At 64.7% G+C, this 20,419-nt stretch carries 19 protein-coding genes and 1 pseudogene; 11 read left to right on the forward strand and 9 right to left on the reverse strand.

All coding sequences use genetic code 11. The annotated features are described in order from the left end of the window. Positions 1–67: 67 nt before the first annotated feature. Positions 68–1,095 (reverse strand): annotated as a pseudogene (locus tag ABIF91_RS25285) (IS3-like element ISRj2 family transposase); the annotation flags it as partial. Positions 1,096–1,185: 90 nt separating this feature from the next. On the opposite strand from ABIF91_RS25285, the gene tnpA reads away from it, so the two are divergent. From tnpA to ABIF91_RS25305, 4 genes are read left to right on the forward strand one after another with little or no spacing between them, the layout of a single operon-like run. Next, positions 1,186–1,608, forward strand: coding sequence for an IS66-like element accessory protein TnpA (gene tnpA, locus ABIF91_RS25290; RefSeq protein WP_424578819.1), 423 nt, complete (start codon positions 1,186–1,188; stop codon positions 1,606–1,608). Beyond that, on the forward strand, positions 1,605–1,961 hold the full coding sequence (tnpB, locus tag ABIF91_RS25295; protein ID WP_018273742.1) for an IS66 family insertion sequence element accessory protein TnpB: 357 nt from the start codon (positions 1,605–1,607) through the stop codon (positions 1,959–1,961). The genes tnpA and tnpB overlap by 4 nt, the downstream gene beginning before the upstream one ends. 50 nt (positions 1,962–2,011) lie before the next feature. Beyond that, positions 2,012–3,562: an IS66 family transposase gene (gene tnpC / locus ABIF91_RS25300; RefSeq protein WP_035681142.1), complete on the forward strand. Its 1,551-nt coding sequence runs from the start codon at positions 2,012–2,014 to the stop codon at positions 3,560–3,562. Next, positions 3,559–4,209: a UPF0149 family protein gene (locus ABIF91_RS25305; protein ID WP_063712394.1), complete on the forward strand. Its 651-nt coding sequence runs from the start codon at positions 3,559–3,561 to the stop codon at positions 4,207–4,209. The genes tnpC and ABIF91_RS25305 overlap by 4 nt, the downstream gene beginning before the upstream one ends. Here ABIF91_RS25305 and ABIF91_RS25310 read toward each other — a convergent pair. The 3 genes from ABIF91_RS25310 to ABIF91_RS25320 are packed head-to-tail and all read right to left on the reverse strand — an operon-like array spanning position 4,193 to position 5,265. After that, positions 4,193–4,420: a hypothetical protein gene (locus ABIF91_RS25310; RefSeq protein WP_155252046.1), complete on the reverse strand. Its 228-nt coding sequence runs from the start codon at positions 4,418–4,420 to the stop codon at positions 4,193–4,195. The two genes, ABIF91_RS25305 and ABIF91_RS25310, sit on opposite strands and share 17 nt — an antisense overlap. A gap of 51 nt (positions 4,421–4,471) precedes the next feature. Next, positions 4,472–4,717, reverse strand: a complete 246-nt coding sequence (locus ABIF91_RS25315) for a hypothetical protein (protein WP_035718482.1) — start codon at positions 4,715–4,717, stop codon at positions 4,472–4,474. Continuing rightward, on the reverse strand, positions 4,693–5,265 hold the full coding sequence (locus ABIF91_RS25320; protein WP_244430092.1) for a hypothetical protein: 573 nt from the start codon (positions 5,263–5,265) through the stop codon (positions 4,693–4,695). The genes ABIF91_RS25315 and ABIF91_RS25320 overlap by 25 nt, the downstream gene beginning before the upstream one ends. A gap of 466 nt (positions 5,266–5,731) precedes the next feature. Here ABIF91_RS25320 and ABIF91_RS25325 point away from each other — a divergent pair, with 466 nt between their 5' ends. The 3 genes from ABIF91_RS25325 to ABIF91_RS25335 all read left to right on the forward strand — a co-directional run bounded on the left by ABIF91_RS25325 (position 5,732) and on the right by ABIF91_RS25335 (position 9,324). Beyond that, positions 5,732–6,268: a TetR/AcrR family transcriptional regulator gene (locus ABIF91_RS25325; protein WP_202802030.1), complete on the forward strand. Its 537-nt coding sequence runs from the start codon at positions 5,732–5,734 to the stop codon at positions 6,266–6,268. A gap of 65 nt (positions 6,269–6,333) precedes the next feature. Then, the gene (locus tag ABIF91_RS25330; protein ID WP_028181405.1) at positions 6,334–7,194 is read left to right on the forward strand and encodes a DMT family transporter; all 861 of its coding nucleotides are present in this window, start codon (positions 6,334–6,336) and stop codon (positions 7,192–7,194) included. 168 nt (positions 7,195–7,362) lie between these two features. Next, on the forward strand, positions 7,363–9,324 hold the full coding sequence (locus tag ABIF91_RS25335) for a putative bifunctional diguanylate cyclase/phosphodiesterase (protein ID WP_028181406.1): 1,962 nt from the start codon (positions 7,363–7,365) through the stop codon (positions 9,322–9,324). Between the two features lie 111 nt (positions 9,325–9,435). Here the strand turns inward: ABIF91_RS25335 and ABIF91_RS25340 are convergent, their stop codons facing one another. The 4 genes from ABIF91_RS25340 to pgm form a co-directional block, all read right to left on the reverse strand. Continuing rightward, the gene (locus ABIF91_RS25340) at positions 9,436–10,416 is read right to left on the reverse strand and encodes a PDR/VanB family oxidoreductase (protein WP_028181407.1); all 981 of its coding nucleotides are present in this window, start codon (positions 10,414–10,416) and stop codon (positions 9,436–9,438) included. A gap of 11 nt (positions 10,417–10,427) precedes the next feature. Continuing rightward, on the reverse strand, positions 10,428–11,180 hold the full coding sequence (locus tag ABIF91_RS25345) for a GntR family transcriptional regulator (RefSeq protein WP_028181408.1): 753 nt from the start codon (positions 11,178–11,180) through the stop codon (positions 10,428–10,430). A gap of 3 nt (positions 11,181–11,183) precedes the next feature. Further along, positions 11,184–12,233: an aromatic ring-hydroxylating dioxygenase subunit alpha gene (locus ABIF91_RS25350; RefSeq protein ID WP_028181409.1), complete on the reverse strand. Its 1,050-nt coding sequence runs from the start codon at positions 12,231–12,233 to the stop codon at positions 11,184–11,186. A gap of 239 nt (positions 12,234–12,472) precedes the next feature. Then, a complete protein-coding gene (pgm, locus tag ABIF91_RS25355; RefSeq protein ID WP_028181410.1) occupies positions 12,473–14,119 on the reverse strand; it encodes a phosphoglucomutase (alpha-D-glucose-1,6-bisphosphate-dependent) in 1,647 nt (548 codons plus the stop codon). A 298-nt stretch (positions 14,120–14,417) separates the two neighbouring features. On the opposite strand from pgm, the gene ABIF91_RS25360 reads away from it, so the two are divergent. From ABIF91_RS25360 to hemC, 4 genes are all read left to right on the forward strand, one after another. Then, a protein-coding gene (locus tag ABIF91_RS25360; RefSeq protein WP_424579111.1) for an IS3-like element ISRj2 family transposase occupies positions 14,418–15,547 on the forward strand; the annotation gives its coding sequence in 2 pieces (ribosomal slippage) (positions 14,418–14,670 and positions 14,670–15,547; 1,131 coding nt in all). Positions 15,548–15,810: 263 nt separating this feature from the next. Continuing rightward, positions 15,811–16,401 (forward strand): TetR/AcrR family transcriptional regulator, encoded by a 591-nt coding sequence (locus ABIF91_RS25365; protein WP_028179730.1) that lies wholly within the window; start codon positions 15,811–15,813, stop codon positions 16,399–16,401. 53 nt (positions 16,402–16,454) lie between these two features. Next, complete coding sequence (locus ABIF91_RS25370) at positions 16,455–18,080, forward strand: GMC family oxidoreductase (RefSeq protein WP_028179729.1); 1,626 nt, start codon at positions 16,455–16,457, stop codon at positions 18,078–18,080. Positions 18,081–18,105: 25 nt separating this feature from the next. Further along, complete coding sequence (gene hemC / locus ABIF91_RS25375) at positions 18,106–19,086, forward strand: hydroxymethylbilane synthase (RefSeq protein ID WP_028179728.1); 981 nt, start codon at positions 18,106–18,108, stop codon at positions 19,084–19,086. A 270-nt stretch (positions 19,087–19,356) separates the two neighbouring features. On the opposite strand, the gene hemE is transcribed toward hemC, so the two are convergent. Continuing rightward, positions 19,357–20,391, reverse strand: coding sequence for a uroporphyrinogen decarboxylase (gene hemE, locus ABIF91_RS25380; RefSeq protein WP_028179727.1), 1,035 nt, complete (start codon positions 20,389–20,391; stop codon positions 19,357–19,359). Between the last annotated feature and the right edge of the window lie 28 nt (positions 20,392–20,419).

The raw sequence follows: 20,419 nt of genomic DNA on the forward strand, positions 1-20,419 counted from the left end.
TACGGTTTTGTCGTTGCGTCGGGAGGGCGTAGCCCGACCAGAGCGACGACAAAACCGTCGGCGACGGTCATGCGGCCATCACCATAGCTTGCGTGCCGAAGTAAGCCTCGTCGGGCGTGCGCCCGTCAAGGCTCGAGTGAGGGCGTCCCTGATTGTAGAAGGCCAGATACTTGGCAATTGACGCTCGCGCCTCGGACACGCTGTCGTAGGCGCGGAGATATACTTCTTCGTATTTGACCGTGCGCCAGAGCCGCTCGACAAACACGTTGTCGCGCCAGGCGCCCTTGCCGTCCATGCTGATGGCGATCTTCGCGTCCAGCAGCACATCGGTGAACTCGAGGCTGGTGAACTGGCTGCCCTGATCCGTGTTGAAAATCTCGGGCCTGCCGTGCTTCGCCAACGCCTCCTGGACCGCTTCGACGCAGAAGGCCGCCTCCATTGTGATCGAGACGCGATGGGCCAGGACCCGTCGGCTGAACACATCGACGACCGCCGCGAGATAGACGAAGCCACGCCGCATCGGAATGTAGGTGATGTCCATTGCCCACGCATGGTCGGGCCGCTCGATCTTCAATCCGCGCAACAGGTACGGGTAGATCTTGTGACCCGGAGCCGGCTTGCTCGTGTTCGGGCGACGATAGACCGCCTCGATCCCCATGCGCTTCATCAGCGTCGCGATGTGGCGGCGACCGGCGTATACGCCCTCCCGCCGCAGCAACGATCGCAGCATACGCGCTCCCGCGAAGGGATAATCGAGATGCAGCTCATCGAGCCGACGCATCAAGGCAAGGTCCTCGGCCGAAACTGGCCGAGGTTCATAGTAGACCGTGCTGCGAGCCAGCTTCAGGACCTTCGCCTGGCGCACGATAGAAAGATCATGATCGCGGTCGATCATCGCTTTGCGCTCAGCAGGCCCGCCTTGGTGAGCGCGCCGGACAAAAAATCGTTTTCCAACGCCAGCTCGCCGATCTTGGCATGTAACGCCTTCAAATCGACCGGCGTCTCGGCCGATGTCTTGTCATGCCCAAACACGCCGGCGGCGCCTTCCAGGAGCTGGTTTTTCCAGATCGTGATCTGGTTCGGATGAACATCAAACGATAGCGGTACGACGACCCCACCTCGTTTAGGTGGACGGGATGAGCGAGACTCGCGCGTGGATTTGACAACGCGAGGGACGCTCGTTCCATGCATCAAGACAGACATCAAGACGGGCATGATGCCGCCTCCTATCAGCGGATCGAGGTGATCACAGGGGAGAGGCGACGGCGCAGTTGGAGCGATGCGGAGAAGGCGCGGATCGTGGCCGAGAGTGCCGATCCGGAGACGAGCATTTCCGAGGTGGCTCGACGCAACGGGGTGAACCGGGGACTGCTCAGTGTGTGGCGGCGCCAGGCGCGGCTCGCGTCGAGCGAAGCGCCGCAGTTCGTGCAAGTCAGGCTCCAGGCCGCCGTCGAGGCGCAGCCGAACGCGATCGATAAGGCGCATGTTCTGACGGATCCGGCCGAGCGGATCGAGGTGATGATCGCGGGCGCGACGGTGCGCGTGCCCGTCGGCGTCGACGCCGCGACGCTGGAGCGCGTGCTGGCGGCGGTGAGATCGACGCGATGATCTCTTTCGGTCCAATGGTCCGTGTGTTCGTCGCGACGCAGCCGATTGACTTTCGTAAAGGCGTTCATGGCCTTGTCGCGCTGGTAGCGGAGGGATTAGGCGGCAAGCCCTACAGCGGTGACGTTTATGTCTTCCGATCGAAGCGATCGGATCGTTTGAAGCTACTGGTTTTTGACGGCTCGGGAATGGTTCTAGCGACGAAGTGGCTGGAGAATGGGGGCTTTGCCTGGCCACCTGTTCGCGAGGGTACGATGCCGGTGACGGGGGCGCAACTGGCGATGCTGATTGAAGGTCTTGCGGAGTGGTCGCGTGTGGTCCCGAAGGTGACGAAGCGGCCGACGAAGGTTGCCTGAAGCGTCTTGTTTTGCTGGCGATTGCGAGTGCGTTCGTGTAGCTCTGCGATATGGCGCTTCGCCCCGAAGATCTCCCCTCTGACCCTGCGGCTCTTGCCGAGATGGTGCTGGCTTTCGAAGGCGAGAACGATGATCTGCGCGCAGAGATCGCCACGTTGAAGAGCCTGATCTTCGGCGCACGATCGGAGCGCGCGGCGATCGTCTGCGCCGAACAGATCGCGTTTGATCTGGAACGGACCGCCGGCTCACAGCTCCCGGCCAATGACGACAAACCGGACGCGCCGCGGCCGGAGCGGCGCAAAGCGAAGCGCAACATCGGCGCGCTGCCGGCGCATCTGCCTCGGGTCGAGCGGGTGATCGAGCCGGCGTCCACGCTGTGCCCGTGCTGCACGGGTCAGATGCATCGGATCGGCGAGGAGAGCAGCGAAGCGCTCGATCGGGTTCCCGCGTGGCTGCGCGTGCTCCGCACGATCCGTCCAAAATACGCCTGCCGCTCCTGTGAGGGCCCGATTGTCCAGGCCCCGGCACCGGCGCGGCTCGTCGAGGGCGGCATGGCAACGACGGCGCTGATCGCGCATATCGCCGCGGCCAAATATGCCTGGCAATCGACGCTCTATCGCCAGACGCAGATCCTGGCGGGTCAGGGTGTCGTCGTCGACCGTCAGACGCTGGCGCGCTGGATGGGGAGCGCGGCGTGGCTGGTCAGGGGCCTCTACGATCTGCAACTGAAGACTATGCACGGCTTCGAGCGGCTGTTCTGCGACGAGACGCCGATGCCAGTGCTCGATCCGGGACGCGGCCGCACGAGGATCTGCCAGTTCTGGGCGCACGCGACGGACGATCGGGCGTGGAAGGGGCCGGCGCCGCCGGCGGTCGCCTACGTGTTCGCAGGTGGTCGCGGCAAAAAGGAGATCGTGGCGCAGTTAGCCGGCTTCGAAGGCGTGCTGCAAGTCGACGGCTATGCCGCCTACGCCTCGCTGGCGGGCGATGCGATGATGTCGGGCCAGATCCAGCTGGCGTATTGTCTCGTTCACGCGCGCCGCAACTTCGTGAGGGTGCACAAGACGACGAACTCACCCTTCGCCGCGGAGGTCATCGAGCGCATTGCGGCCGTCTACGCGATCGAGGAGAGGATCCGCGGTCTCGATGCTGGGGAACGCCGCGCGACGCGACAGGCCGAGACGAAGCCGCTGATGGAGGCGTTGAGGGCCCGTCTGATCGCGGTGAAGGACGGGATCTCCCGCCGCTCGACGCTCATCAAGGCGATCGACTACATGCTCGAACGCTGGCAGGGCCTGACGACGTTCCTGGATGACGGGCGGCTCGAGCCGGACACCAACACGGTCGAACGATCGATCAGGCCAATTGCGATCGGAAAAAAGAACTCGTTGTTCAGTGGTGACGAAGGCGGGGGCGAGACCTGGGCGATACTCGCTTCGCTTCTTAACACAGCGAAATTGAATGGCCTCGACCCCGAGGCGTATCTCGTCGACGTTCTCGATCGCATGGTGAGCGGCGCCACGAAGACCAACCAGCTTCACGAACTTCTGGCCTGGAACTGGAAGGCCGCACGCGAAGCCGAAAAGCGGGCCGTGGCATGACGAAGCCGAAGCAAGGGCGGGGAACGCGAAAAGCACGCAAGACGACGATGGCGGACTATGCCATGTCGTTCGAACGGCTCGGGCAATGGATCAGCAAGCGCGCCAGGTCGCCGACGCTTCGGCATCCGCGGGCGACGTCGCTCTCCATGCTCGATGGCGCGGTGGCCGCGGTCGTCGCCGGGCCGGTCTCGATGGCGTCCGAGGAATGGGTGTGCCCGCTCCTCGGCGTAGATCCCGACGCCTTCAATCACGACACCGAGGAGTTCTCGGCAATCGCCGCCACGCTGATGCGCCACAACGCTATCAGCGAGACGCTGTCGACGAGACCGGAGAGCTTCGAGCCGCTGTTCGTGCGATCACCGGACGGCGAAGTCGACCCGCAGCCCTGGTGCATGGGCTTCTACGCCGTCATGAAGCTTCGGCTTCTCGTCTGGTCGCGGCTTCTCCCCCCGAATGGAACCGAACACCTTATGCTGCGGCCGATCTTGGTCCATTGCATCGACGACGCCGGTCGACCCTTGCTACCCCCGGCCCGGCGCACGCTGGGAACGCAGCCCATCATCCAAAACGCCTGGCGCAACATTCCAGCAACCGTCGAGGCCCTCCGGCAGTTCTGGATGCCTATACGCTTCAAGCGCGGTGCGTAGGCCGTCCGCACCAAGTCCGTGGCTCCGTGGGCCTCTCGTACCGTTTACCATCAAACAGTTGCGCCAGCTCCGCCAGTGTCTTGTCGCCTTTGACCGCAGCCAAAGCAACCTTCGCCTTGAATGCCGGAGAATGCGTCCGGCGGCTCTTCTTCGTCATCTTCGCTCCTGATTCGCAGCAAGAATCCTCGCCGCTGTCAGGCAGAAAATCCACTCAAGCTACTGTCCGAATTTGCGGGGCCAGCTCTATTTCCGCTGATTGCCATCATCGGTACAGCATGACCACGGCCATGCCGCTGAGGGGCGCAAGAAACCGGACGGCCTGCCACCGAGAGCCGTCGATCGACCAGCGTCCATAGACGATGGTGCCGCCGTTTCGGGATGACAGCCTCGGTTGATCCCGGAATGTTTTCCATCGCACCTCGGCAGGCCCGAGAAAATCTTCCGGCTTGACGGTCATGTCGGCACTGCTCAGCACCACCTGCATCATCTCGCCTTTCGGCTGGAACATGGCTTCGGCCCCGGGTGGCGCGAAAAAGCTGCGCTTCGCGGCGATGTGCTGCTCATAGAAATCCCGATCGACCGTGACGGCCGCAGCATATGGACTGACGTACGGCACCCCCGAAATGCCGGGAACCACGAGATGGCCCACCCGCGCACCTCCTGCCAGGGAATGAAGAGACCCTTGAGCCACGGCCTGTGAAAGCGGATGCCCGCGGCAGACATGGAGACGACCGCCCTATCCGCGTAGAAGTGGCGGTAGGCTGAAAACGCGATCCATCCGAAACCCAGATACAGCAACATCCAGCCGAAGACGTTGAGCGATGGATTCACCAGATGGCTCCAATAGAGACTGCGCATGGCGCCGACATAGCTGGAGCGGCCGCTTGGCCCGCCGAACAACACACTGATCACACCGATCACGCCAGAGACGATGATCAGGACAAGCACGCCGATCAGCAATTCAAGAAGCAAGGGCAGGCCGGACCGTCCGATCAGGAGCGTCAGTGCGTAGCCTGCGAACGCCAGACCCAGGAGAGCCAGGTAGACGGCGGCCAACACGGCTCCATTCTGGCCGCGGCTCTCGGCGTGAAGGGCGATCGCAAGACCGGCGACGCAAGCCCACATGGCCAGGGAAGGCGGTCCATCCGCCACTTGTCCATCGTGTATTCGACCGTTGCCGAAACATCGGCTGAAGGCTCGCTCATGGACAGGCCCTCGGATCTTCGAACGCATCCGTGCCGACGCGGCGCACGCATCGCCTGATCGGTTCGAGAAACGTATCACGCGATCCGGGGGGCGTCTCGACCGCTGACGAGAAGCACACATCGGCGCAGACGCCGGTGTTCACGTCCGGATAGGAGGCTGATGATCCGCCGGAGCTCGGTGCGCGGCGATTCCAGCGCGGGGGCTTGCCATTTAACGACTGATCGGTCTATATATCGGCATGAGGCAAAACACTCCAACGGCGACGCCCCGTGGCCGGCCGCGAAGTTTCGACGTGGACGCCGCCGTCGAGCGCGCGATGGAGGTGTTCTGGTCGCGTGGCTATCATGCCACGGCGCTGCCCGACCTCCTTCGTGCGACGAGGTTGTCGCGGGGCAGCCGCTACGCCGCTTTCGGTGACAAGCATTCGCTGTTCTTGCGCGCGCTTGATCGCTACATCGCGGATGCCTTGAGGCGTATGGAGGGGGAATTCGATCCTCGCAACGACCCGGTGGCGGGCCTGCGGGCCTACCTTGCCGGCTATGTCGAGCGCACCAGCGGGAGCAGCGGACGGCGCGGATGCCTCTTGGTGGCCACAGCCATGGAATTGGCCGGCCAGGATGCCGAAGTGGGTCGCCGTGTTGCGGGCTTCTTCAAGGCCATGGAAGCCAAGGTGATGGATGCACTGTCCCGCGCGAAAGCGGCCGGCAACTTGGCCGACGGTGTCGAGCCCGCGATCGCAGCCAACATCCTCGTCCGTTTCGTCGAAGGACTGCGTGTGGTCGGCAAGACGGCGCCGGCACGGATCGCATCGCAAGCCGCCGCCGACGCTCTCCTCGGCCGCTTCGTGAAGTAACCCCATGGATGCCTCGGCACATTGGCGCATCCATATATGGACTGATCGGTCCTGAAAGGTGCGCCATGTCTGGCATTCAGATCGTCTGCGCGATCGCCGTTCCCCTGATCTGGGGTTATCAGTTCGTCGCCATCAAAGTGGGCGTTGCGGAGTTTCCGCCGCTCTTCTTCCTCGCACTGCGCTTTCTGGCCATTGCGCTGCTGCTTGTTCCGTTCGTGGACAGGCCCACGCGTCAACAGCTCGGCCCTGTCGCAGCCATTTCGCTTTTCCTTGGTGGACTGAATTTCGGGTTGTTCTACGTTGGCCTTGGGCTCGGCTCGGGAAGCATGTCGGCCGTCGCGTACCAGCTCGCCACGCCCTTCACCATCCTGTTGTCTTGGCCCATTCTGGCGGAGAAGCCGTCTCTCGCCACCTCTGCCGGAGTCGCGCTTGCATTCGGGGGCGTGACCGTGCTCGCGGCGGAGCCGGGCCTGTCGACCAACCTGATTCCGCTGCTGCTTGTGGTTGGTGCCGCTTTTGCCTTCGCGGTGTCCAACGTCTTGACGAAGCGTTACGGGCCCTTTGATCCCTTGATGTTGATGGGGTGGTCCTCCCTGCTCACGGTCCCGCAGGTCATGCTGATGTCGCTGCTCCTTGAATATGGACAAGCGGAGAGCCTTGTGACGGCGGGCGAACTTGGCTGGCTGGCGCTCGCCTACACGATCTTCGCAGGAGGAATTGTCGGGTTTGGCCTTTGGTTCTGGCTGATTGCCCGTTGCTCGATGGTGCGCGTCGCGCCCTTCGGTCTGCTGCTTCCGGTGTTTGCCTTGCTTTCGAGCGTCCTGTTTCTCGGCGACCGACTCACGCCAAAGCTGATCGTCGGCGGATTGCTCGCGATCTCCGGGGTCGCCATCACCCAGCTGAGACCGCGCCCTCGCCCCGTTTGATGTAAGGCTCGCTGGGCATTTGTATCGATTTGTTATCGATACTGCGTGAGAACACGCAGAAGTGGTCGCGACCAGCGCCACCAACGGGGATAATTCATAGTTCGTCAAAGGTTTGCAACGAATTCTCCTGATCGAGCCGGACAACGGCCGGTGCTGCTAGGCTATCGCATGCGGACTCAAACGACCAACTATGTCGCTCGGCTGTTCGCCGGCGATCTGTCGGCCTTTGGCGGTCCCGCAACCGACGAGGCCGTGGCCGGGCATATCCGGGCCGAACAGATGTCGCTGGTGCTCGGCTATTCGGTCGGCATCATGCTCGCCAATGCCTGCAACGCTATCGTGCTCGCCATCGCACTGTGGCAGTCGCCGGCCAAGATCCCGGCCCTGATCTGGGCGGTCACCGTCGCCGGCGGCGCGATCGCTTTCGGGCTGCAATCCCACGCTGCGCGCCGCATCACCAAGCCGCAATTCGTCTCGCGTCGCGCGATGCACCGGCTGGTGCGCAACGCCTTCATCCTTGGGACCGCCTGGGGCATCGTCCCGGTCGCCTTCTTCGCCGACGCCTCGACCGGGGGGCAGCTCGTCATCACCTGCCTGTGCTCGGGCATGCTGGCCGGCGGCGCGCTGGCCTTTGCCACCATCCCGATCGCGGCCATCGCCTTCACGGCGCCGATCTTCGTCGGCATCGCGATCTGCCTCGGCAGGAACGGCGATCTGGCCTTCCTGCTGATCGCCTTCCTCGTCGTGGTCTATGGCAGCGTGCTGCTGCGCGGCGTGTTCGTCAATTCGTTCGCGTTCGCGCGGCGCGTGATGCGGCAGATCGAAGCCGAGCGCACGGTGCGGCTGGATCCCCTCACCCATCTGCCCAACCGCGTCGCCTTCAACGAAACGCTCGATGCCGCCTTGAGGCGACTCGCATTGTCCGGCGAAGAGTTCGCGGTGCTGCTGCTCGATCTCGACCGCTTCAAGGACGTCAACGACCAGTTCGGTCATCCCGCCGGGGACGAATTCCTGGTCCAGGTTGCAAGCCGCCTGCAACGCTGCACGCGCGCGGCCGAGCACGTCGCGCGCATCGGCGGCGACGAGTTCGCGCTGGTCATGGCCAATCTGGCGCGGCCGGAGGATGCGCTCGAAATCGCCGAGCGCTTCGTCGCGGCCTTCACCGAACCGTTCCAGATCGAGGGCCGCCAGATCGCCGGCGCGACCAGCGTCGGCATCGTGCTGGCGCCACGCGACGGCAACACCGCGCTCGACATCATGAAGAACGCCGACACGGCGCTCTACCGCGCCAAGAAAGCGGGGCCGGGCACGGTGTGCTTCTTCGAGCAAGCCGACGACAGGCTATCCCGCGACCGCAAGGCGCTGCAATCAGACCTCGAAGGTGCGATCGCGCGAAACGAGCTGTTCCTGGTGTTCCAGCCGTTCCTCGATCTCGGCACCAACCGGATCACCGGCCTGGAGGCGCTGCTGCGCTGGCAGCATCCTTCGCGCGGGCTGGTGCCGCCAAGCGAGTTCATCCCGATCGCGGAGGAGACCGGGCTGATCCACGAGATCGGCGAATGGGTCATCCGCCGCGCCTGCGCAAGTGTTGCCGAGTGGCCGGAAGACATCAGGGTCGCCGTCAATTTCTCGGCGGCGCAATTTCACAACACAGGCATCCTCCAGACCATCGTGCAGGCGCTCGCCGATGCCAAGATCGCTCCGCACCGGCTCGAAATCGAGATCACGGAATCGATGCTGCTGTCGAAATACGGCTCGGCCGCAACGGTCCTGAACGCGCTGCTGGAGCTCGGCGTCACGGTGGCGCTGGACGATTTCGGGACCGGCTTTTCCTCGCTGACCAACCTGCGCAAGCTGCCGTTCAGCCGCATCAAGATCGACCAGTCCTTCATCCGCGACATGCTGGTGCAGCCGGACTGCGCCGCCCTCGTCAAATCGGTGATCGGGCTCGCGCGCGATTTGCGGATCGGCGTGGTGGCGGAGGGTGTCGAGACCGCCGACCAGCTCGAATGCCTGCGCCAGATCAGTTGCGACGAGGTGCAGGGGTATCTGATCAGCCGTCCGGTGTCGGCCAATGGCGTGCTGGCATTGCTGGATACGAGGAAGTATCGGGCGACTTACGCGGCGTAGGCTGCAAAGCCTCCACGGCGTCATAGCCGGGCTTGTCCCGGCCATCCACACTAACCACACGGCTCGAGGAACGTGGATGCCCGGGACAAGCCCGGGCATGACGACCTCAGCTCAAATCGCGTCCGCCCGCAGCAGCGTGTCCACCGTGATGGTGCCGCGGGCGCGGGAGACGCAGGTGCAGATCTTCTGGTTGCTGTGCTTCTGGTGGTCGCTGAAGAAGACGTCGCGATGGTCGATCTCGCCGTCGACCTCGACCACGTCGATGGCGCACAGGCCGCATTCGCCGCGCTTGCAGTCGAACATCACGTCATGGCCGCTGGCGTTGAGCACGTCCAGCATCGAGCGCTCGCGCGGGATTTCGAGCTCGATGTTCGAGTCCTTCAATCGCACGCGAAACGTTTCGGTCGGCAGCGTGCCGCTGGAGCCGAAGGTCTCGTAGCGGAGATCGGGAAGCGCATGGCCGGCGCCGATCCAGGCATGGCGCGCGGCGTCCAGCAGCCGCATCGGGCCGCAGAACAGCGCCAGCGTTGCTTGCGGCAATGAGGCGAACAGCGCATCGAGATCGAGCCGCCTGCCTTCGTCGCTCGCATGGACGACGAGGCGATCACCAAGCATCGCGGCGAGCTCGTCGAGATAGGCGGCCTCGCGGCGCGAGCGCACCGCGTAGTGCAGCCTGACATTCGCCCCGCGGCGCGCCAGCGCCTGCGCCGCGCCGAGGATCGGGGTGATGCCGATGCCGCCGGCGATCAGGCAATAGTTTTGCCGCGTCCAGTCCACGGCGAGCAGCGAGGCGGGCTGCGTGATGTCGAGCCGCGCGCCCGGCTGCAAGGACCACATGTAGCGCGAACCGCCGCGGGAATCCTCGGCGCGGCGCACCGCAATCCTGAAGCCGTGCGACGACCCCTCGCCGACCAGCGAATAGGACCGCGTCTCCGGCTGGCCATCGATGGTCACGCTGACATTGATGTGGCTGCCGACCGGATAGGCCGTGACGTCGAGCTGATCCGGCCTGATCAGGAACTCGCGGATGCCGGGCGCGAGATCGCGGGTCGAGACGAGCGTTGCAGGAATCCAGGTTTCGATGAAGCGCATAGTGACTGCCCTCAATCGGTTGCGGTCTTGATCAGCGCGAGCGCCGGCAAGAGGTCGAGATGGGTCCGGTTGCGCAGCGCGAGCCGCAGGTTTCGCACCGCGAGCCGGGCATGCTCGCGCATGACGGCCTCGGCGCGCGCGCCTTCGCGGTTCTCGATGGCGTCGATCACGACGCGATGGTGCTCCTGGGCGATGATCAGGATCTGCTGCGCTTCGGGCAATGCCGATTGCGCCATCACGAAGCCGCTCGGCGACGCAAACGGCAGCGCCGAGGCGCGGTCGATCTGGCGGATCAGCGGCGGGCTGCGCGACAGTTCCGTGAGCACGGCGTGGAAGCGCGCGTTCAGCGTGACATAGGACGAGAAGGCATCGACCGAGATCGGCATCTGCCGCAGCAGCTCGTCGATCGCCGCAAGACATTCCTTCAGCGGCTCCAGCTCGCGCGCGGAGACGCCGCGTTCGGCCGCAAAGCGCGCAGCCAAGCCTTCCAGCGTGCCGCGCAGCTCGATGGAGTCGGAAATGTCGCGCTCCGAAAACGCCTTCACCATGAAGCCGCCGGAAGGGATCGCCTCGAGCAGGCCCTCTTCCTCCAACCGCACCAGCGCCATGCGCACCGGCGTGCGCGAGGCGCCGGTGGTCTCCACCGCCTGAAGCTCGGAGATACGCTCGCCCGGGCGCAACGCCCCCGACAGGATCTGATCGCGCAGCGCCAGCTGCGCCTTCACGGTCTGCGAGACGGAGCGGTCGACCTCACGCTCGGCCATGGCCTACTCCGCGGCCTGAAGGTGTTGCGGCGCATTCTCCCTGGCAATCATCTTGTCGATCAGCTTGCGCGACCACATCGCGCCGGCGTCGATGTTGAGGTTGTAGAAGATGCGATCGGGGTTCTCGTCCATCGCGCGCTGCTGCGCCTCGAGGATCAGCTCGTCCTCGCGGAAGATGCCGGAGACGCCCTCGCGGATCTCGGTGGTGATGCGCTGCTCGCCGAGACGGTAGTTGCGGACGAACGCCCAGAAATAATGGCAGGTCTTCTCGGTCTCGGGCGTGATGGTGTTGAGCACGAAGCCGTTGACGCCCTGCGAGCGGTCGCCTTCCGGCGCGCCGCTGCCGGCCGGCGCCACGCCGACGTCGATCGCGATGGTGCACGGGGCCTCGAAACGGATGATCTGCCAGCGATCGACGAGCCCGGGCTTGCCGAGCTGCCTGGCCCAGAACGGCGGCGGCTCGATGCCTCGCATCCAGCGCGTCACCGTCACCGTCTTCTCGCCATGGGTGACGTCGAACGGCGCTTCGGCGACCGCCTCGTTGCCGATCGATGAGCCGTGCACGAAGGTCTCGTGGGTGAGATCCATGAGATTGTCGAGCACGAGGCGGTAGTCGCAATTGACGTGGATGGTCTTGCCGTCGCCCGCCCAGGCCGGATCGTGATTCCAGTGCATGTCCGGCACCAGCGCGGGATCGGCCAGCGCGGGATCGCCCATCCAGAGCCAGATGTAGCGGTGACGCTCGACCACGGGATAAGCGCGCACGCAGGCCGAGGGATTGATGGTCTCCTGCGACGGCATGAAGGTGCAGCGCCCCTGCGCATTGTACTTCAGGCCGTGATAGCCGCAGACGACGGTGTCGCCTTCGAGCCGGCCCTTGGACAGCGGCACCAGGCGGTGCCAGCAGGCATCCTCCAGCGCGGCCACCGAGCCGTCAGCCTTGCGGTACATCACGACATGCTTGCCGCAGATCGTCCGCGGCAGCAGCGCCGCCTTCACCTCGGCGTCCCAGGCGGCGGCGTACCAGGCGTTCATGGGGAAGGGTTTTGTCACTGGCTTCACTCCCACGGCTTATAAATACGTTATGTATACAATAATCGGAGGTTTGAATTGTTCAAGCCCGAATTTACCCTACCACATTACCGTCCAGGCCAAGCCTGTATACAACATCGTGGCCAGGCTGGTCCTGGCAATCCACGCCCTGCCGCGGGCACAAAGGACGTGGATGCCCGGGACAAGCCCGGGCATGACGCCTGTCGTGACTCAGCGAGATTTTTTCCCGCGCCTCGCAGCTACGTCCCGAACACCTTCGCCAGTCCCGCCTTGGCTTCCTCCTGAATGCGCGTCAGGTGCTCGGTGCTGCGGAAGCTCTCGGCGTAGATCTTGTAGACGTCCTCCGTGCCCGACGGCCTTGCCGCGAACCAGCCGAAATCGGTCTCGACCTTGATGCCACCGAAGGGCTGGCCGTTGCCGGGCGCTTTGCTCAGCGTTGCGCGGACGGGATCGCCTGCGAGGTCCTTCAGGCCGAGTTGTTCCGGCGTGACCGACTTCAGAATGTTCTTCTGCGGCCCGGTCGCGGCGACGTCGATGCGCGCGTAATGAGGCACGCCGAATTCGGCGGTCAGGTCGTTGAAGAGCTGGCTGGGATCGCGGCCGGTCTTGGCCGTGATCTCGGCGGCGAGCAGGCCGAGGATGATGCCGTCCTTGTCCGTGGTCCACACCGTGCCGTCGCGGCGCAGGAACGAGGCGCCCGCGCTCTCCTCGCCGCCAAAGCCGAAAGAGCCACCGACGAGGCCGTCAACGAACCATTTGAAACCGACCGGCGTCTCGACCAGCTTGCGGCCGAGCTTCTTGGCGACGCGGTCGATGATGGAGCTCGACACCACGGTCTTGCCGATTGCAGCGTCCTTGCCCCAGCTCGGTCGGTGCGCGAACAGATAAGAGATCGCGGTCGCAAGATAGTGGTTGGGGTTCATCAGGCCGCCGGTACGCGTCACGATGCCGTGGCGATCGGCATCGGTGTCGTTGGCGAAGGCGACGTCGAAGCGGTCGCGCATCCCGATCAGGCTCGCCATCGCGTAAGGCGAGGAGCAGTCCATGCGGATCTTGCCGTCCCAGTCCACCGTCATGAAGCGGAAGGTCGGGTCGATCGCCTCGTTCACGACCGTGGCATTGAGGCCGTAGCGCTCGATGATCGGATGCCAGTAATGCACGGCGGCGCCTCCGAGCGGATCGATGCCGATATTGACGCCGGCAGATTTGACGAGGTCGAGGTCGACGACATTGCCGAGATCGGCGACGTAGGGCACCATGAAATCGTAGGCGTGGACGTTCGCGGCCTTCTTCGCCCTGGCGTAGTCGATGCGCTTCACGCCCTTGAGCGCGTCGGCGAGATAGGCATTGGCGCGCTTCTCGACCACGCCCGTGACGTCGGTGTCGGCCGGGCCGCCATGCGGCGGATTGTATTTGTAGCCACCGTCCTCGGGGGGATTGTGCGAGGGCGTGATCACGATGCCGTCGGCGAGCCCGCTGGTGCGACCCTTGTTGTAGGTCAGGATCGCGTGCGAGATCACCGGCGTCGGTGTGTAGCCGCCGTCCTTGTCGATCATGATCTCGACGCCGTTGGCCGCGAACACTTCGATGGCGCTGACCAGTGCGGGCTCGGCCAGCGCATGGGTGTCGATGCCGATGTACAGCGGGCCGGTCAGCCCCTTATCTTGTCTATAGTCACAGATCGCCTGCGTGGTCGCGAGGATGTGGCCCTCGTTGAAGGTGTTCTTGAACGAAGTGCCGCGATGGCCGGAGGTGCCGAACGCCACCCGCTGCCCGGGGTCCGCCACGTCGGGCTTGCCGGCGAAATAGGCCGTCACCAGCCGCGGAATGTTGGTGAGCGCGTCCGGCGAGGCCTGCTTGCCCGCCGCGGGATGAACATCAGCCACTGGAATATCCTCGTCTGTCGCAAGAGATCGGGACACCATAGCATCGGCCGGCACCCCGCCAAGGGCACAACACGCGCGGCGGGGACGGCGTTCCTTGGGTGGACGTCGAGGCAGCGAGGACCGGCGACGGACCAGAGCGCCCGCGCGCGATAGCGGCGCCGCAAGGCCGGTTTGTTAACTCGAAAGCCCTATCAGGGAGCCATGGCGAGGAGAGCTGGCCCCGCAAATTCGGACAGTAGCTTGAGTGGATTTTCTGCCTGACAGCGGCGAGGATTCTTGCTGCGAATCAGGAGCGAAGATGACGAAGAAGAGCCGCCGGACGCATTCTCCGGCATTCAAGGCGAAGGTTGCTTTGGCTGCGGTCAAAGGCGACAAGACACTGGCGGAGCTGGCGCAACTGTTTGATGTTCATCCGAACCAGATCACGATCTGGAAAAACCAGCTCCTGGAAGGCGCCGCCGGCGTGTTTGGGCATGACAAGACATCGGCCGAGACGCCGGTCGATTTGAAGGCGTTACATGCCAAGATCGGCGAGCTGGCGTTGGAAAACGATTTTTTGTCCGGCGCGCTCACCAAGGCGGGCCTGCTGAGCGCAAAGCGATGATCGACCGCGATCATGATCTTTCTATCGTGCGCCAGGCGAAGGTCCTGAAGCTGGCTCGCAGCACGGTCTACTATGAACCTCGGCCAGTTTCGGCCGAGGACCTTGCCTTGATGCGTCGGCTCGATGAGCTGCATCTCGATTATCCCTTCGCGGGAGCGCGTATGCTGCGATCGTTGCTGCGGCGGGAGGGCGTATACGCCGGTCGCCGCCACATCGCGACGCTGATGAAGCGCATGGGGATCGAGGCGGTCTATCGTCGCCCGAACACGAGCAAGCCGGCTCCGGGTCACAAGATCTACCCGTACCTGTTGCGCGGATTGAAGATCGAGCGGCCCGACCATGCGTGGGCAATGGACATCACCTACATTCCGATGCGGCGTGGCTTCGTCTATCTCGCGGCGGTCGTCGATATGTTCAGCCGACGGGTCCTGGCCCATCGCGTCTCGATCACAATGGAGGCGGCCTTCTGCGTCGAAGCGGTCCAGGAGGCGTTGGCGAAGCACGGCAGGCCCGAGATTTTCAACACGGATCAGGGCAGCCAGTTCACCAGCCTCGAGTTCACCGATGTGCTGCTGGACGCGAAGATCGCCATCAGCATGGACGGCAAGGGCGCCTGGCGCGACAACGTGTTTGTCGAGCGGCTCTGGCGCACGGTCAAATACGAAGAAGTATATCTCCGCGCCTACGACAGCGTGTCCGAGGCGCGAGCGTCAATTGCCAAGTATCTGGCCTTCTACAATCAGGGACGCCCTCACTCGAGCCTTGACGGGCGCACGCCCGACGAGGCTTACTTCGGCACGCAAGCTATGGTGATGGCCGCATGACCGTCGCCGACGGTTTTGTCGTCGCTCTGGTCGGGCTACGCCCTCCCGACGCAACGACAAAACCGTAAAGCCCCGCGTTCAGCATAACCCGGCAGGAATCCACTTAAATCCAGCGGGGCGCTGTCCAAACAACCGGGGCCAGCTCTGATCTCACGGCTCGGCATGATGCACCTCGGGGATAAACCGACTGACAGTCGGTAAATACCGACCGGCGGTCGAAAGTCAACTGGCGGCCGGCGTATGATTGAATTAGACGAGGGCCCATGGCGAAACAGGCGGAGCGGCGCGCAACGACAACCGAGGCGATCCTGACGGCGGCGCGCCGCCTGTTCGGAGCGCAAGGCTTCGCCGCCACGACCATGGACGAGATCGCGGACGCTGCGGGCATCGCCAAGGGCGCGGTCTATCATCACTTCAAGACCAAGGAGGCGGTGTTCGAAGCCGTGTTCGACCAGGTCTCGCGCGATCTCGTGATCGAGATCGACGGCGCCGCGCGTGCCGAGAAGGACGTGCTCGCCGCCATGGTCGCGGGCACCCAGCATTACTTTGCCGCGACGGCGAAGGGGCCGACCGGCCAGATCATCCTGCGCGATGGCCCCGCCGTGCTCGGCTGGGAACGCTGGCGCGAGATCGACGCCAGGCATTTTGGCGGCAAGCTGCCGCGCGCGATTGCGGCTGCGATGGAAGCCGGGCTGATCGCCCGCCAGCCGGTCGAGCCGCTGGCGCGGCTGCTGCTCGGCGCAGTCACGGAAGCCGCGGTCGCCTGCGCCGGACGCGCTGACATCGCAAGGGCAGGCGCGGAATACGCCCGTGCGTTCAAGTCGCTGGTCGAGGCGCTGCGCCTGCGCGAATGATTGTGCTAAGTGAACGACGGAAACGCCCACACCAACAAGAAGAACAGTAGCGCATGAACGCAAATTCCTCTCTCGCGCAGTCCGATCCCGAATTCGACTACGTCATCCTCGGCGCCGGCTCCGCCGGCTGCGTGCTCGCCAACAGGCTGTCGGCGAGCGGCAAGCACAGCGTGCTGCTGCTCGAAGCCGGCCCGAAGGATTCCAACATCTGGATCCACGTCCCGCTCGGCTACGGTAAGCTGTTCAAGGAGAAGACGGTCAACTGGATGTACCAGACCGAGCCGGAGCCCGAGCTGAAGGGGCGCCAGGTGTTCCAGCCGCGCGGCAAGACGCTGGGCGGGTCGAGCTCGATCAACGGCCTGCTCTATGTCCGCGGCCAGCACGAGGATTATGACCGCTGGCGCCAGCTCGGCAACACCGGCTGGGGTTACGACGATGTGCTGCCCTATTTCAAGAAGGCCGAGAACCAGTCGCGCGGTGCGGATCAGTATCACGGCACGGGCGGTCCGCTGCCGGTGTCCAACATGATCGTCACCGATCCGCTGTCGAAAGCCTTCATCGACGCCGCGGTCGAGACCGGTCTGCCCTACAATCCCGACTTCAACGGCGCCACGCAGGAAGGCGTCGGCCTGTTCCAGACCACGACGCGCAACGGCCGGCGCGCCTCGACGGCGGTGGCCTATCTCGGGCCCGCCAGGACGCGCAGCAATCTGAAGATCGAGACGTCCGCGCTCGGCCAGCGTATCCTGTTCGAAGGGCGCCGCGCGGTCGGCGTCGAATACCGGCAAGGCGCGGCGTTGTGCCGTGTGCGGGCGCGGAAGGAGATCGTGCTGTCGAGCGGCGCCTACAACTCGCCGCAGCTGCTCCAGCTCTCCGGCGTCGGTCCTGCCGATCTCCTGCGCAAGCACGGCATCGATGTGGTGCTGGACGCAGCCGGCGTCGGGCGCGATCTCCAGGACCACATGCAGGTCCGCATCGTGATGCGCTGCTCGCAAAAGATCACGCTGAACGACACCGTCAATCATCCGCTTCGCCGCACCATGGCCGGCGCACGCTACGCGCTGTTCCGCAAGGGCTGGCTGACGATCGCCGCCGGCACGGCGGGCGCGTTCTTCAAGACCAGTCCGCGGCTCGCCTCGCCCGACATCCAGGTCCACTTCCTGCCGTTCTCGACCGACAAAATGGGCGAGAAGCTGCACAATTTCTCCGGCTTCACGGCGTCAGTGTGCCAGCTCCGGCCCGAGAGCCGCGGGACCTTGCGCATCAAGAGCGCTGACCCGACCGTGCCGCCGGAGATCCGCATCAACTACATGTCAACCGAGACCGACCGCACCACCAACGTCGAGGGCCTGAAGATCCTGCGCAAGATCCTGAACGCGCCGGCGCTGAAGCCGTTCGTGGTCAGCGAGTACGATCCCGGGGCGAAGGTAGCCACGGATGCCGAGTTGCTCGATTATTGCCGCGAGCGCGGCAGCACCATCTACCATCCGACCTCGACCTGTCGTATGGGCAACGACGCGCTCGCGGTGGTCGATCAGCGGCTGAAGGTGAGGGGGCTCGACGGCCTTCGCGTCGTCGACGGCTCGATCATGCCGGACCTCGTGTCGGGAAACACCAACGCGCCGATCATCATGATCGCCGAAAAGGCCTCCGACATGATATTGGAGGATGCGCGCTGAGCACGCGTCCCGGATGGAGAACGACTTGGCTACACGACTCAGGATCGGCACCCGCAAGAGCGCCATGGCGCTGGCGCAGACGGAAGAAATCGCGCGCCGTCTGACCGCCGCCGTGCCCGGTCTCGATGTCGAGATCGTCAAGTTCGACACCACGGGCGATCTCGACCAGACCAGCAAGCTCTTGCCGCATGGCGGCAAGGGCGGCGCCTTCGTGGCGCAGATTCGCGCTGCCGTGCTGTCGGGCGAGCTCCACGCCGCGATGCATTCGCTGAAGGACATGCCGGGCAACGAGGATACGCCCGGCCTCGTCATCGGCGCCACGCTGTCGCGCGATCCGCCGAGCGATGCGCTGGTGCTGCGCGACGGCGTGACCCTCGAGGCGCTGTGCCAGTCCCGCGGCAAGGGCTTTAAGATCGGCACCAACGCGGTGCGTCGAGCGGCCTATGCGCGCCGCCTGTTTCCGGACGTGGAAGTGATCCACTTCCGCGGCGCCGCCGACACGCGTGTGCGCAAGCTCGACAATGGCGAGAAGCAGCGCCTGCCGGATGGCGGCGCGGTGGGGCCGGCCGATGCGCTGATCATGGCGCGTTCCGGCCTCGATCGCGTTGGTCTGGCGCACCGCATCGCCTATGAGTTCACCGCGGCGGAGATGCTGCCGGCGGCGGGGCAGGGCATCGTCGCCGTCGAATGCGCGGCGCAGGACTGGCAGACGCGACAGATCCTGTCATCGATCGACGATCCCGCCGCGCATTTGTGCGCGGATGCCGAGCGCGAGGTGCTGTGGGTGCTCAACGGCCACTGCAATTCACCTGTCGCGGGGTTCTCGACCATCACGGGCGATCAGATGTCGCTGGCCGCCTCCGTGCTCGATCTCTCGGGCAACACCATTATCGAAGCCTCGCGCGCTGGCCCCGCCAACCGCCCACGCGAGCTCGGGCGTGCCGTGGGATTGGATCTGCTGGCGAAGGGGGCGGCGGAGATCATCGAGCGCAGCCGGCCGCGCTGAGCCCGGCCGAAATCACAATCGGCCATCATGCCATTCTGCTCCTGTTTTGCCCGACGTGTCAAAGGCGCGGGACGAGCCATGCCAGCCCAAGTTCTTCAATGACTTGTCTACTGTGCATGGGGTTGTTTTCGCATTTTTTGTTGGAGCGCGATCACATGAGGTCGTCATGCCCGGGCTCGTCCCGGGCATCCACGTTCTTGGTACCGGTCGGTTAGGCGTGGATGGCCGGGACAAGCCCGGCCATGACGATGCGGAGAGTCCGCCCGCCGTTCAGCCCCGCACGCGCTTGATCATCTGCTCGACATGGGCGATCGGCGTTTCCGGCTGGATGCCGTGGCCGAGATTGAAGATCAGCCGTCCTTGCGCAAAATTGGCCAGCACATCGTCGACCGCGCGGTCGAGCGCGGCACCGCCTGTGATCAGCACCAGCGGATCGAGATTGCCCTGCACGGCGACCCTGCTTTGCACGCGCTCGCGGATGAAGGCCGGCTCCGCGGTCCAGTCGATGCTGACCGCATTGACACCGGTCGCCTCGACGTAACCAGGCAATTGCGCGCCGGCGCCGCGGGGAAAGCCGATGATCTTCGCATCCGGCACCTTGGCCCTCACGCCCTCCACGATGCGCCGCGTTGGCTCGGTCGACCAGCGCGCGAACTCGGCGGGCGGCAGCACGCCGGCCCAGGTGTCGAAGATCTGTAATGCGTCGGCACCGGCGGCGAGCTGTGCCAACAGATATTCGATCGAGCTGTCGACCAGCACGTCGATGATCTCTGAGAAAGCTTCGGGATGACGGTAGGCCATCATCCGCGCCGGCGCCTGGTCCGGCGTGCCGTGGCCGGCGACCATGTAGGTCGCGACCGTCCACGGCGCGCCGCAGAAGCCGATCAGCGCGGTCTTCGGGTCCAGCGCGCCGCGCACGATCTTCAGCGCCTCGAACACCGGCGCGAGCTTGCCCAGGTCGACGCGCGGCGCCAGCGTCGCGACCTTGGCTGGATCGTCCAGCGGCTCGAGCCGCGGGCCCTCGCCGACCTCGAACCGCACCGAGCGTCCGAGCGCATAGGGGATCACCAGAATGTCGGAGAAGATGATCGCCGCATCGAAACCGAACCTGCGGATCGGTTGCAGCGTCACCTCGGCGGCAAGCTCCGGGTTGAAGCAGAGATCGAGGAAGCCGCCTGCCTTGGCGCGCACCTCGCGATATTCCGGAAGGTAGCGCCCGGCCTGGCGCATCATCCACAAAGGCGGGATGGTCTGGCGCTGACCGGAGAGCACGTCGATGAAAGGTTTCGTCGGAGACTGGGGCACGAATGATCCTGCAGAAGGTTATGGTTCC

The sequence above is a fragment of the Bradyrhizobium sp. USDA 241 genome, assembly GCF_049739505.1.
GTDB lineage: Bacteria > Pseudomonadota > Alphaproteobacteria > Rhizobiales > Xanthobacteraceae > Bradyrhizobium > Bradyrhizobium liaoningense.